Here is an 11962-nt window from a genome sequence, read left to right as displayed (position 1 = left end):
TCAGTCTTTCTGGTCGCGCAGTACATTACCGGAAGCGCCATCGATACGCGCTTCATACACGACGCCATCGGACTTGCGCCCTTTGACTTCCCAGTAGCCGTTGTCATCGGCCTCAGCGCTGTAGACCTCGATGTATCCGGCCTTGGTCTTGGCGGTTTCAATGGCTTTTTCGATGGTGATCCAGCCCGCACCCGGCTTATCAGCCAGGGCGGCGCCGGCGCTGAGCAGTGCGGTGGTTGCACACAGGGCGACTAAGGTTTTCTTGAGCATATTCGTTCTCCATTGTGGGAAATGACGGACTCGTGTCCTGTTTTTTCTGATGTCCCCAAACGAGAATAAGTTCCAATTGATGTGCAATCGCCATGACGGCTGTTCTCGCCATCCGCCTTGGGAGGTTAGAATGTGGGAAATCAGGACGGTTTAATGACTCAACAGCCCCTTTCAGAAGACGAATATGACGTGATCACCGATGCCGCCGCGCATTGGTGCATGCGTCTGCATGCCAGTGATTGCACGGCGAGCGAGCGTCGGGCTTTTGAGCAATGGCACGATGCCCACCCGCTGCATGCCTTTGAGTATGCGGCCATGCTGGAAATCTGGGACGTGGCTGACCATCTGCCACGCAGCGAACCTGCTGCGGTTGTGCTGCCGTTCAAACCACGCAGCCGCCTACGCACTTACGCGGTGGCCGCCGCGATATGCCTCGCCGCCCTGCCGCTGGCCGCCTTCACCGGCTGGGAAGCGGGCTGGTTGCCCAGCTCCTACGAGCATTTCGAAGCCGACTCTGGCTTGCGCAAAGTGACCCTTGGCGACGGCAGCCAGGTTGAGTTGAACCTGGGCACCGAGTTGGTCTACAGCCACTACAAGGACCAACGCCGCGTGACCTTGAACAAGGGCGAAGCGTTTTTCAACGTCAGCCATGACAGCCGTCACCCGTTTATCGTCAAAGCGGGCGAAGGCCAGGTGCGAGTGACCGGCACTCAGTTCAACGTCTGGAAATATGAAGACCAGGTGCGGGTGATGTTGCTGGAAGGCTCGGTGCAGATTTCCAGCGACAAGGAGCACGCCAGCGTGCCCCTGACCCCAGGCATGCAAGCCAGTTACAACCTGGGCGATGCCACCCCGCAAATCGCTGCGATCAACCCCAATGACTCGGCCCTGGCCTGGCGCCAGGGCAAACTGGTACTCGACAACCTGGCCCTGACGGACGCGTTGCCGCTGATCAACCGCTACCTGAACAAACCGGTGATGCTGGCCGATGCCAGTACCGGGGCGATTCGCATCGGCGGCATCTACAACATCAACGAGGTCAACAACCTCGTGCCTTCCCTGCCCAAGGTGCTGCCGGTCTACCTGACCCAGAACCAGGATGGCAACCCGGTACTCAATTCCATCCCGCGTAAAACACCCAAGGGCTGAACCTGCCTGCAACAGCCGGTTCGTTCGCACTCAAGTGTCCATTTTTGAAACACCTCCCTCGCTTGAACCGCCCGCCTGGTGCGCATTCATGGCTTTGTCACGCGCGGTGTTACATCGCTGAGACACCCTTGGGGCGGGGCCGGGCATGCCCCTTGACGGCGACACTGTTTCAAGAATGAAACAGCACTGCCATCACTTTGCCTTGACTCAACTCTAACCCTGTGAATATCAACAATAAATAAAAAGCGGCACGCGTTCTGCTCTGTTCCTGACAACGCTGTTTAGGGTCAGCGTGAAGAATAAGGAACACTGCCATGGACACACACAATCCAGGTTCACTGAGCCTCCTGTTGATCGGCTGTGCACTGAGTGCCAGCGTGAGCGTACCCGTGCTCGCGGCGGGTGATGGTGTGATCGTGATTGAACGCCAGGTTCAGCCTTATGCAATCGGTCGCTCACGCGGCCAGGATCCCTACCCCACCACCGTCAATGCCAACCCGTCGGTTCAAGTCAATCGCGCCATGAACCATGAGCTCAGCGATAACGACATTGCAGGTATCAGCAGTGGCTCAAGCATTACTCGCAGCATCATGCCCAATGGCGGTATTCCCGGCCTGAACAACATCGGTGGCGCCAGCAACCTGGGCGCAGCGGGTGCAGCCGGCCACGGCAGCAGTGGCAGCAGTATTGCTGGCACGGTCAACGGCGCGATCTCCAGCGGCCTCGCGCCGCTGAACAACATCAGTGGCATGGTTGGGGGGGCAATGAAATGAACCGCTCCTGGATGCTTCTTGCGGCCCTCGGTTGCACCGCGGCGATGGCCGACAGCAACAACAACGCAACGCTTGATAACTCGGGCAAGCAATACAACGGTGTGGTGACGATCAACCAGGCCGCTGGTGACCAGCAACAACTGAGCAACAACGTCGCTATCGCGGTGGGGCATAACGCCCAAGCCAACATCGCCGTCACGCAAAAAATCGGCGGCGCGCCCGCCGACCGCTCCCTGAACGCCAATGCCGCGATCCAGGGCAACTCTTTCAGTAATGGCAACGGTGCACTGAGTGTCAACCAGTCCGCCGGGGCCCAGAACCAGATGATCAATGCCGTGCGCATCAGCGTGAATGCTGGCCCGCAAAGCATCGACGACAGCGTCATGTCGCAACAGAACGTTGCGCTTGCAACCGACTCAGGGTTGACCCCTACCACTGGCAGCCGCCAGGTCGTTACCAGCGACCAGGCCTTCACCGGCAGCCGTGGAGTGGTTCAGGTCAACCAGAGCGCCGGGGTGGGGAACCGAGTGGCTAACACCCTGAACTTACGACTCAACTGATGGAGCTGAGTCTATAGCTAGACCGTACCAACACTTAACCAACTAATTAGAAGCAAGGAGATACACCATGAAAACTTCAATGGCTCTTAAACCACTGGCTTTCGCTCTCGCTGCGCTCATGGCTGTTGCTGCTCAAGCGGGGGGTAATCACAACACGACCTCTGCCGCTACTGTGAATGATGGTCAAAGCAACCATGGCAACGTGGTAGCCAATGACAAAACCAAAAACAACGCTTCGGCCAATGACTCCTACAACCACATCAGTGGCGTAGCCAACGGTAACGTGCTGAGCGGCGACAACAACCAAGGCAAAAACGACGTAGTCGTCCAGTCCGCCGATTCCGATTTCGTATTTGCCACGCTGAACTCGGCACAATCGAACAACGGCAACCTGGTGATCAACAGCGGCACCAAAAACAATGCCTCCCTCAACGACAGCGGCAACAACGCTTCGGGCATCATTCAGTTGAACGCCGCCTCGGGCACGTCCAACCAAGCCAGCAACAGCACTGTCATTCAGTCGAACAAAGATGGCAATGGCGGCGCCGCTACCATCAACGCCGTACAGGATGTCACTGGCAACCTTACCCTCAACCTGGCCAGCGGCCACGGCTGGAACACCAAGCCTGTGGTCAACAACGCCAGCGTGAACAACTCGATGAACTACAGCAGTGGGGTTTCGAACTCCAACGTTCTGTCGGGCAGCAACAACCAAGGTCAGAACAACGTAGTCGTGCAATCCGTCACTCGCTTCTGATCCAGATAGGGCCTTGGCAACAAGGCCCTTTTTATTTCCAGTGTCCAGCAGGTCATACGATCATGCGCCTCACAGCTGCCTTCCTTCTGCTTGCACTCACCGGCCCGGCCTGGGCGGCGCAAATGGCCGTCGTCATGCCGAATGGCGCGGTGGTCTACAAGAAGGTCGAAAGCATCCGCGAGCGCAAGTTCGCCAACCTGGTGGAACAGAAAACCGATTTCAGCTGCGGCGCCGCCGCGCTGGCGACCATCCTGCGCCAAGCCTATTGGATGGACGTGGATGAAGACCACGTGATCAAGGGCATGCTGGTCAACGCCGACCAGGACCTGGTGCGCACCCAAGGCTTCTCGATGCTCGACATGAAGCGCTACCTGGAAAGCATCCACATGCGCGCCAAGGGCTACCGGATCACGCCTGAAGTGCTGGTCACCGTGAAAGTGCCGGTGGTGGTGTTGCTGGACATTCGCGGCTACAAGCACTTTGTCGTGCTGCAACGAGCCGACAAAGACTGGGTATATATCGGCGACCCCGTGCTGGGCAACAAGCGCTATGCCAAGGACGACTTCGTCAAGGGCTGGAACGGCATCGTGTTCGCGGTGATTGGTGAGGGTTACGACAAGGCCAACGCCTTGCTCACACCCCGCGCGCCGCTGACGGCCAAGAACCAGTTCAACGAGTTCAGCCCGGTACGCGACAGTGAATTGATGGACTTCGGTTTTATCCAGAGCGACTTCTTCTAGAAGCGCAATAAGGAGCAGGACGCTCCAGGAGCAAACGATGAACACTCGACGCTGGCTGACGGTGATATGCCTGGCAGCCGCAGCACCTGCCTATGCTTCTTCGGCATTCAAGCCGATCGAGCTCAAGGACGCGGAAATGGCCGAGTTGCGCGGGCGCTATGTGATGCCCGGGCGGATTATCAGCTTTGGCATTGTGATGAGCAGCACCTGGACCAATGCCGCCGGCGCGACCGTGACCGGCACCGCCAATATGCAAGTCAATGCCTCCACCGTCACGCCGCAGTTTTATGTGCAAATCACCGGTAACGACGGCACCGGCGTGATCAAACAGCCTGACGGCAAGGGCACCGTTGTCGGCGGCGCCGGCCTCGGCACTGGCCAGGGTGTCACGCAAAGCGTGCGCGCAGCGGGCGATGGCAACACGGCCAACAATGGCGTGGATATCAACGTGACGAAAAATGGCCTGGCGCCGGCCAATTACGTGCAGTCCGGCCAGGCACTGATTGCCGGCCAGCCGATCACCGGTGGCACGGCCGCCGGCCAGGTCACGGTCACGGCTAAAAACGGCGGGCTGCAAATGGCGCTACAGGCCAATAACAATCAAGGCAATGTGGTGCAACAAATCGGTGCCGGCAATGTGCTGCAAGGCACGGTTATTCAAGGCAACAGCAATTTCGTGAACAACTTGACCCAACTTAATGTGGTCATGGGTAACAACGGTTTGAACAACATTACGCAGAACCTGAACCTGGACCAACTCAAAGGCCTACGCCCCTCTGGTTATTGAACTACGCTGAGCCTCGACACTTACGCATTAGAAAGGGACGGCTTATTTCATGCATCGATCTTTATCGTTACGTGCCGTGATTTGTTTGAGTACGCTCCTGCCCGCATCGGTGTTGTATGCCGCGCCGGATGCCGACATCGAAACGCTGAAACAGGAACTGCTGGAGCTCAAGCAACGTTATGAAGTGCAGCAAAAAGCACTGGCCGTATTGGAGCAACGCGTAAGGCAAGTAGAAGATCAGCCCGCAACACCAACGCCCAAACGCCTGGCCAAATCCCCTGCCGACTTCCAGAAAGGCGGTACGACGGTGGCTGGCGTCGGCGCAGCCGCCGCGTCCGGCGGTGCGGCTGGCAGCAGCTCCTACGGGCAAAACCTGAAGGACGATTCCGCTCCGGCGCAAAGTGTGAGCAACTTGTACAATGAGGCCAGTGGCTTTTTTGGCAATGGCAAGTTCAGCTTTGAAACCGGGCTCACCTACGCCCGCTACGACGCGCGCCAATTGTCACTTAACGGCTTTCTGGCGTTGGACTCTATCTTCCTGGGCAATATCAACCTGGACCGGATCAAGTCGGACAGCTGGACCCTGGACCTCACCGGCCGCTACAACCTGGACAACCGCTGGCAATTCGACCTGAACGTGCCGGTGGTGTATCGCGAAGCAACCTACCAGTCCGGTGGTGCCGGCGGCGATGCCAAGAATACGTCGGAAGCCTCCGTCAGCCGCGATCCCACCATCGGTGATGTCAACTTCGGCATCGCCTACAAGTTCCTCGATGAAAGCGCCAGCCTGCCGGATGCGGTGGTGTCGCTGCGGGTCAAGGCACCCACCGGCAAGGAACCCTATGGCATCAAGCTGATCGAGCAAGCCAGCAACAACAACCTCGCCGTGCCGGAAAGCCTGCCGACCGGCAACGGAGTGTGGTCGGTCACGCCGGGTATTTCCCTGGTCAAGACCTTCGACCCGGCGGTGTTGTTCGGCTCGCTCTCCTACACCCATAACTTTGAAGACTCGTTCAGTGACATCAGCCCCAACGTCAACCAGAAGATCCCAGGCAAAGTCAGCCTGGGTGACAGCTTCCAGCTCGGTGTCGGGGTGGCCTTCGCGCTTAACGAGAAGATGAGTATGTCGTTCTCGGTGTCTGACCTGGTGCAACGCAAAAGCAAGGTCAAGCAGAGCGGCCAGGACTGGCAATCGGTGGTGTCCAGCGATGCCAACGCCGGGTATTTCAACGTGGGCATGACGATTGCGGCGTCGGATAACCTGACGATCGTGCCGAACCTGTCGATTGGGATGACGGATGATGCGCCGGACTTTACGTTCAGCTTGAAATTCCCGTATTACTTTTAGTGGTATGGGGACGCGGAGCGTCCTTGGAGGCATTACCACGTGGAGCGTGGGAATGATCAGCCCCGCAACGATAAGGGTCGTTGCGGGGCTTTTCGGTTACCCGCCCTAGCGGATCTGGTGCTTGTGCAGCAACCGGTAGAACGTCGGCCGCGACACGCCTAGCACACGGGCCGCGATACTCAGGTTATCGCTGTGCCGGTTGAGCACATCGCACAACGCCTGGCGTTCAGCGCGGTGCTTGTAATCTTCCAGTGTAGCCATGGGCGGCGCAATTGCCTGTTCACCTTGCAACCCCAGGTCAACGGCTTCGATCTGGCGACCTTCTGCCAGCACCAGACCACGGCGCACACGGTTGGCCAACTCGCGCACATTGCCCGGCCACGGGTGTTGGCCCAGGGCAACCAAGGCATCCTCGCTGAAGCTGCGCGGCCTGCGCCCGGTTTCCTGGCTGTAGAAGCGTGAGAAATGGTTGGCCAGCATTGCCACGTCGCCATGCCGCTCGCGCAATGGGGCGGTTATCACCTGCAAGACATTAAGCCGGTAATACAAGTCTTCACGAAAGGTGCCCTTCGCAACCGCCGCTTCCAGGTCCACGTGTGTCGCTGCCAGCACCCGCACATCCACCGGGATGGGCTGGCTGCCACCGACGCGTTCTATCTGCTTTTCCTGCAGGAAACGCAGCAAGTTGGCTTGCAGTTCCATGGGCAAGTCGCCGATCTCATCGAGAAACAGCGTGCCACCGTGGGCCGCTTCGATACGCCCGATCTTGCGCTGGTGAGCGCCGGTGAACGCGCCTTTTTCATGGCCGAACAGCTCGGACTGGATCAGGTGCTCGGGAATGGCGCCGCAATTGATCGCGACGAAGGGCTTGGCATGGCGCTGGGATTGGCGATGCAGGGTCTTGGCCACCAGCTCTTTGCCGGTGCCGCTGTCGCCGCGGATCAGCACCGGCGACTCTGTAGGTGCGAGCTTGGCGAGTAATTTGCGCAGCTCACGAATGGGTCGGCTGTCGCCCAGCAGTTCATGTTCCTGCGCGTCGATCAGTGCATGACCTTTGCCGCGCAAGCGCGCCATGCCAAATGCACGCCCCAGCGTGACTTGCACGCGAGCCACATCAAACGGCAGGGTGTGGAAGTCAAAAAACCATTCACAGACAAAATCGCCGACATTTTGCAGGCGTAAAACGTCCTGGCTGAGCACGGCGATCCATTCGGTGCCGCTGCGGCTGATCAATTCCTTGACCGCTTCGGGACGCTCCAGGTGATACGGCTGCAGGCGCAGTAGCCCCACATCACACGACCTGTCGCCTACGGCGGCGAGCGCGCAGCTGTCCACTTCCCACCCCGCACTGTGCAGACCGGGCAATAGCTGGTGGCAGTCGTCGCACGGGTCGACTACGAGCAAGCGTCGTTGGACAGGTGTAACAATCATGACTATTCCTTGGCGCCAAAATTGTTAAAGTTATTTATAAACAACGGTTTGTGCGGCCTGGCGCTAACACTAGCAAGTTATTGACGCAGCCATTGTATCGTTTCGCTATAAGTCTGGGCACAAAGCCATCTCGGCGTCGCTGACGGCAAAAAATCAGCCGCGACTGCCAAACTCAATGCGCTTTCAAAACAGCCGCTTACATGACGTCAATCACGAAAAGTTGAAATTTCTTGCTCTAAGATGTGACCCGTACCCTGCCATCGTGCATCAGTACAAGTAACTCACCGTCTGGCTCGCCCAACCGACGGTACTTAATTGACTGGGCATTTAGAGAGAAGACCCACATGAACGCCCCGCTCCGCATCAACGAAGCTCTTTTGATCGCAGACCGTGCCTTCCAGCCCTTTCAGTGCGTGGCCTGGCACGATGGCAATGGCGCCCTCAGCCTGAGCGTCATCGACCGTACCAATACCCGTATCGGCAGCAAACAGCTGTCTTCGAGTACTTATACCGACCCGGCTCAATTGGAAGAATTGTTGTTGCAGGCACGTGCCGAACTCGACAAAAACGGCTACCAATTGCAGTCATGGGTTATGCAAAAGTAAGACTGGGCATCAACTTCCGATCATTGCCTGACAATTGATCGGAAGTTGAACATCACACCGTCAGCGAGTTATCGCGGCGCAAGAATAAAACGCTCGATCGCTTCGGCAGCGCCGTCCTCGACATTGCTGCCGGTGACCACACTGGCTTGGCGCTTGACGGTTTCTTCCGCCTGCCCCATCGCAATCGACAAACCCGCCACTGCAAACATCGCCGGGTCATTGCCGCCATCGCCGATGGCCGCCGTCTGTTCCATCGGCACCCCGAGGTGCGCAGCCAGGGTTTTCAATGCTTCGCCCTTGTTGGCGAGCATGGCCGTGACGTCCAGGTACACCGGCTGCGAACGCGATACCTGTGCGAGCCCTTGCACCTTGGGCTGCAACTGCGCTTCCAGTTCGATCAACAACTGCGTGTTGTTGCTGGCAGCGACGATTTTGTCGACCCGGTCCAGGTACGGTTCAAAACTCTCCACCACCACCGGCCCGTAACCCAAGCCATCGGCTTCGCGCTGCACCATTGGCCCAGGCGGGTCGCGGCGCAGCCAATCGCCATCGGCGAACACCCAGACCTCCACGTCCGGCTCGGCCGAAAACAGCGCCAGGGTCACCAGCGCCGCCTCCGCCGGCAGGTGATGAGCAACCAGGATGCTGCCATCCGGGTTGATCAACGTGCCCCCGTTAAAACCGGCGACCGGCACATCGATGCCAAACGTTTCGATCAAGTGCAGCATGGCCTTCGGCGGGCGCCCGCTGGCCAGGCTGAAAAACACCCCAGCGTCACGCAACGCTCGGACTGTATCGGCGGTGCGATGGCTAAGGCTGTGGTCAGGATGCAACAAGGTGCCGTCTACATCACTGAGCACCAACTGGATGGGATGAATCGCTGCATCACTCATCCGAGGCTATGCCAGGTGCGGCCATCGCGGGCCAGCAACTCATCGGCCGCCGCCGGGCCATCTTCACCGGCCTTGTAGGCCTGGATCGCGTCGTCTTGCTTCCAGGCATCCAGGAACGGCTGCACCGCACGCCAGCCATTTTCGATGTTGTCGGCGCGCTGGAACAAGGTCTGGTCACCGGTCATGCAGTCGTAGATCAGGGTTTCATACCCGGTCGACGGCTGCATTTCGAAGAAGTCCTTGTAGTCGAAACCCAGTTCGATGTTGGCCATTTCCAGGGCCGGCCCAGGTTTTTTGGCCAACAGGTCGAACCACATACCTTCGTTTGGCTGGATCTGGATTTTAAGGTAGGTGGGCTTGAGCTCATCCACATCCGTGTCGCGGAACTGCGCATACGGCGCGTGCTTGAAGCAGATCACGATTTCGGTGTCGCGAAAGCTCATGCGCTTGCCGGTACGCAGGTAGAACGGCACACCGACCCAACGCCAGTTGTCGATCATCACCTTGAGGGCGACAAAGGTCTCGGTGCTGCTGTCAGGCGCAACGTTGGCTTCTTCACGATAGCCGGGCAGCGACTTGCCGCCGATTTCGCCGGCGCTGTACTGGCCGCGTACCGAATTGGCGCGCGCATCTTCCAACGACCACGGGCGAATAGCACCGACTACTTTGGCCTTTTCACCGCGCACCGCATCGGCGCCAAACGCCGCGGGTGGTTCCATGGCCACCATCGCCAGGAGCTGGAACAGGTGGTTAGGCACCATGTCGCGCAAGGTGCCGGTTTTCTCGAAGAAATTACCCCGCGTCTCGACGCCAACGGTTTCCGCCGCAGTGATTTGCACGTGGTCGATGTAATGGTTGTTCCAGAACGCTTCGAACAGCACGTTGGAAAAACGGCTGATCAGAATGTTCTGTACGGTTTCCTTGCCCAGGTAATGGTCGATGCGATAGATCTGCTTCTCGCTCATCACCTTGAGCAGGCACGCGTTCAACGCTTCGGCAGTGGCAAGGTCCGAACCGAAAGGTTTTTCGATCACCACACGACGGAAACCGTCATCGGTCTCGTTGAGCAGGCCGGCACTGCCCAGGCGCTGCGCCACTTCACCGAAGAAGCGCGGTGCGGTCGCCAGGTAGAACACCGCGTTACCGGTGCCGCTGTCGGCGATCTTCTTGCCGATGTCGGCGTAGGTGCTGTCGTCGAGGAAATCGCCCTCGACGTAGCTGATGCCTTTGGCCAACTGCGCCCACAGCTCGGGGTCCAGGGCGTTTTCGCCATTGCCGCGGACTTTGCTGGCGGCCTCGGTGCGAATGAAGTCCTCGAGTTTCTTGGCGAAGTCGGCGTCGCTGATGGCGTTGTGATCAACGCCGACAATACGCAGACCGTCGCCCAGCAGCCCGTCACGACTCAGGTTGTACAGCGCCGGCATGAGCAGGCGCTTGACCAGGTCGCCATGGGCGCCAAAGAGAAACAAGGTAGTGGGTGGAGCAGGTTCGGCCTTGGGTTTCTTGCCGTTAGCGGTCATTTTTTGGAAGTCTCCACGTGGCCACCAAAGCCGAAGCGCATGGCAGACAGCATTTTGTCACCGTAGGTGCTCTGCTGACGGGAACGGAAGCGGGCGAACAACGACGTGGACAGCACCGGTACCGGCACGGCCTGCTCCATGGCCGCTTCAATGGTCCAGCGGCCTTCGCCACTGTCGGCCACGGAGCCGGAGTAGCCGTCGAGTTTCGGGTCGGTGGCCAATGCGTCGGCGGTCAGGTCCAGCAGCCAGGACGAGACCACGCTGCCACGGCGCCAGACTTCGGCAATATCGGCAACGTTGAGGTCGAAGCGCTCGTGCTCTGGCAGGCTATCCGAGTTTTTGGTCTTGAGGATATCGAAGCCTTCAGCAAAGGCCTGCATCATCCCGTACTCGATGCCGTTGTGGATCATCTTCACAAAGTGCCCGGAACCGGCTGGGCCTGCGTGGATGTAACCGTGTTCGGCGCGGCTGTCGGCAGAGGCCGAACGGTCCTTGGTGCGTGGAATGCTGCCCAGTCCCGGTGCCAGGCTGGCGAAAATCGGGTCGAGGCGCTGCACGGTCTCGACGTCGCCGCCGATCATCATGCAATAGCCGCGCTCCAGGCCCCAGACGCCGCCGGAGGTGCCGACGTCGACGTAATGCAGGCCTTTTTCCGACAAGGCCTTGGCACGACGGATGTCATCTTTGTACAGGGTGTTGCCGCCGTCGATGATCACGTCACCGTCTTCGAGCAACTCACTGAGCGTATTAATAGTGTCTTCGGTGGGCGCGCCTGCCGGCAGCATCACCCACACAGCGCGCGGCTTTTGCAGGCCCGCTACCAGGGCCTTGAGGTCGGCGACGCCGGTGGCGCCCTCCTCGCTCAAGCCTTTGACGAATGCTTCGTTACGGTCGTATACAACGGTGGTATGCCCATTGAGCATCAGGCGCCGCGCAATGTTACCGCCCATGCGGCCTAGTCCGATAATCCCCAGTTGCATGTGCTGATGCTCCTAACTGCTAAATAAATGTGTGACATAGTTTATAGCGCAATGAGGCTAATGAGGGTTAGTCCAGAGCGGATCCGTGTAGTTTCATGACAAAAAATGCCATCGTTTCAGCATCACCGCCGAAAAAGTCACAGAGACCA

At 58.7% G+C, this 11962-nt stretch carries 13 protein-coding genes; 8 read left to right on the top strand and 5 right to left on the bottom strand.

Annotated elements, in window-relative coordinates; all coding sequences use genetic code 11:
- A complete protein-coding gene (locus P5706_RS14040; protein WP_200433769.1) occupies positions 1-270 on the bottom strand; it encodes a PepSY domain-containing protein in 270 nt (89 codons plus the stop codon).
- Between the two features lie 153 nt (positions 271-423).
- Between P5706_RS14040 and P5706_RS14035 the strand changes: the two genes are divergently transcribed.
- The 7 genes from P5706_RS14035 (at position 424) to fapF (ending at position 6384) form a co-directional block, all read left to right on the top strand.
- A complete protein-coding gene (locus P5706_RS14035) occupies positions 424-1419 on the top strand; it encodes a FecR family protein (protein WP_200433768.1) in 996 nt (331 codons plus the stop codon).
- 314 nt (positions 1420-1733) lie between these two features.
- Positions 1734-2192 carry a fibril amyloid chaperone protein FapA gene (gene fapA, locus P5706_RS14030; RefSeq protein WP_285679591.1) on the top strand — a complete coding sequence of 153 codons (459 nt, stop codon included), beginning with the start codon at positions 1734-1736 and terminating at the stop codon, positions 2190-2192.
- Positions 2189-2752 (top strand): fibril amyloid subunit FapB, encoded by a 564-nt coding sequence (gene fapB, locus P5706_RS14025; protein WP_285679590.1) that lies wholly within the window; start codon positions 2189-2191, stop codon positions 2750-2752. The genes fapA and fapB overlap by 4 nt, the downstream gene beginning before the upstream one ends.
- A gap of 67 nt (positions 2753-2819) precedes the next feature.
- Positions 2820-3509: an amyloid-like fimbrin subunit FapC gene (gene fapC / locus P5706_RS14020; protein WP_138815169.1), complete on the top strand. Its 690-nt coding sequence runs from the start codon at positions 2820-2822 to the stop codon at positions 3507-3509.
- Positions 3510-3571: 62 nt separating this feature from the next.
- The gene (fapD, locus tag P5706_RS14015; RefSeq protein ID WP_285679589.1) at positions 3572-4249 is read left to right on the top strand and encodes a fibril amyloid maturation endopeptidase FapD; all 678 of its coding nucleotides are present in this window, start codon (positions 3572-3574) and stop codon (positions 4247-4249) included.
- Positions 4250-4286: 37 nt separating this feature from the next.
- Positions 4287-5036 (top strand): fibril amyloid subunit FapE, encoded by a 750-nt coding sequence (gene fapE, locus P5706_RS14010; RefSeq protein WP_200433764.1) that lies wholly within the window; start codon positions 4287-4289, stop codon positions 5034-5036.
- A gap of 49 nt (positions 5037-5085) precedes the next feature.
- A complete protein-coding gene (gene fapF / locus P5706_RS14005) occupies positions 5086-6384 on the top strand; it encodes a fibril amyloid transporter FapF (RefSeq protein WP_200433763.1) in 1299 nt (432 codons plus the stop codon).
- Between the two features lie 105 nt (positions 6385-6489).
- Here the strand turns inward: fapF and P5706_RS14000 are convergent, their stop codons facing one another.
- Positions 6490-7815 carry a sigma-54 dependent transcriptional regulator gene (locus P5706_RS14000; RefSeq protein ID WP_200433762.1) on the bottom strand — a complete coding sequence of 442 codons (1326 nt, stop codon included), beginning with the start codon at positions 7813-7815 and terminating at the stop codon, positions 6490-6492.
- A gap of 344 nt (positions 7816-8159) precedes the next feature.
- Between P5706_RS14000 and P5706_RS13995 the strand changes: the two genes are divergently transcribed.
- The gene (locus P5706_RS13995) at positions 8160-8420 is read left to right on the top strand and encodes a hypothetical protein (protein ID WP_017138124.1); all 261 of its coding nucleotides are present in this window, start codon (positions 8160-8162) and stop codon (positions 8418-8420) included.
- 68 nt (positions 8421-8488) lie between these two features.
- Here the strand turns inward: P5706_RS13995 and P5706_RS13990 are convergent, their stop codons facing one another.
- Genes P5706_RS13990 through gnd form a run of 3 tightly spaced genes read right to left on the bottom strand, consistent with a single transcriptional unit; the run spans position 8489 to position 11813 of the window.
- Entirely contained in the window at positions 8489-9313 is an 825-nt protein-coding gene (locus tag P5706_RS13990) for a Cof-type HAD-IIB family hydrolase (protein WP_285679588.1), read from the bottom strand.
- The gene (gene zwf, locus P5706_RS13985; RefSeq protein ID WP_285679587.1) at positions 9310-10833 is read right to left on the bottom strand and encodes a glucose-6-phosphate dehydrogenase; all 1524 of its coding nucleotides are present in this window, start codon (positions 10831-10833) and stop codon (positions 9310-9312) included. The genes P5706_RS13990 and zwf overlap by 4 nt, the downstream gene beginning before the upstream one ends.
- Positions 10830-11813: a phosphogluconate dehydrogenase (NAD(+)-dependent, decarboxylating) gene (gene gnd / locus P5706_RS13980; protein WP_285679586.1), complete on the bottom strand. Its 984-nt coding sequence runs from the start codon at positions 11811-11813 to the stop codon at positions 10830-10832. Before gnd ends, zwf begins: the two co-directional genes overlap by 4 nt.
- Positions 11814-11962 lie beyond the last annotated feature (149 nt).

This window comes from Pseudomonas sp. ChxA (assembly GCF_030263855.1).
Classification (GTDB): Bacteria; Pseudomonadota; Gammaproteobacteria; order Pseudomonadales; family Pseudomonadaceae; genus Aquipseudomonas; species Aquipseudomonas fluorescens_CB.
The sequence above is the reverse complement of the archived record's forward strand: the minus strand, read 5'-3'. Positions and strand labels throughout refer to the sequence as shown.

Bases quoted from the DNA above. Each gene is read 5' to 3' on its own strand.
- gnd (WP_285679586.1), bottom strand. From the start codon at position 11,813: ATGCAACTGGGGATTATCGGACTAGGCCGCATGGGCGGTAACATTGCG.
- fapC (WP_138815169.1), top strand. From the start codon at position 2,820: ATGAAAACTTCAATGGCTCTTAAACCACTGGCTTTCGCTCTCGCTGCG.
- fapB (WP_285679590.1), top strand. From the start codon at position 2,189: ATGAACCGCTCCTGGATGCTTCTTGCGGCCCTCGGTTGCACCGCGGCG.
- fapE (WP_200433764.1), top strand. From the start codon at position 4,287: ATGAACACTCGACGCTGGCTGACGGTGATATGCCTGGCAGCCGCAGCA.
- P5706_RS13995 (WP_017138124.1), top strand. From the start codon at position 8,160: ATGAACGCCCCGCTCCGCATCAACGAAGCTCTTTTGATCGCAGACCGT.
- P5706_RS14035 (WP_200433768.1), top strand. From the start codon at position 424: ATGACTCAACAGCCCCTTTCAGAAGACGAATATGACGTGATCACCGAT.
- P5706_RS13990 (WP_285679588.1), bottom strand. From the start codon at position 9,313: ATGAGTGATGCAGCGATTCATCCCATCCAGTTGGTGCTCAGTGATGTA.
- zwf (WP_285679587.1), bottom strand. From the start codon at position 10,833: ATGACCGCTAACGGCAAGAAACCCAAGGCCGAACCTGCTCCACCCACT.
- P5706_RS14040 (WP_200433769.1), bottom strand. From the start codon at position 270: ATGCTCAAGAAAACCTTAGTCGCCCTGTGTGCAACCACCGCACTGCTC.
- fapA (WP_285679591.1), top strand. From the start codon at position 1,734: ATGGACACACACAATCCAGGTTCACTGAGCCTCCTGTTGATCGGCTGT.
- P5706_RS14000 (WP_200433762.1), bottom strand. From the start codon at position 7,815: ATGATTGTTACACCTGTCCAACGACGCTTGCTCGTAGTCGACCCGTGC.
- fapF (WP_200433763.1), top strand. From the start codon at position 5,086: ATGCATCGATCTTTATCGTTACGTGCCGTGATTTGTTTGAGTACGCTC.
- fapD (WP_285679589.1), top strand. From the start codon at position 3,572: ATGCGCCTCACAGCTGCCTTCCTTCTGCTTGCACTCACCGGCCCGGCC.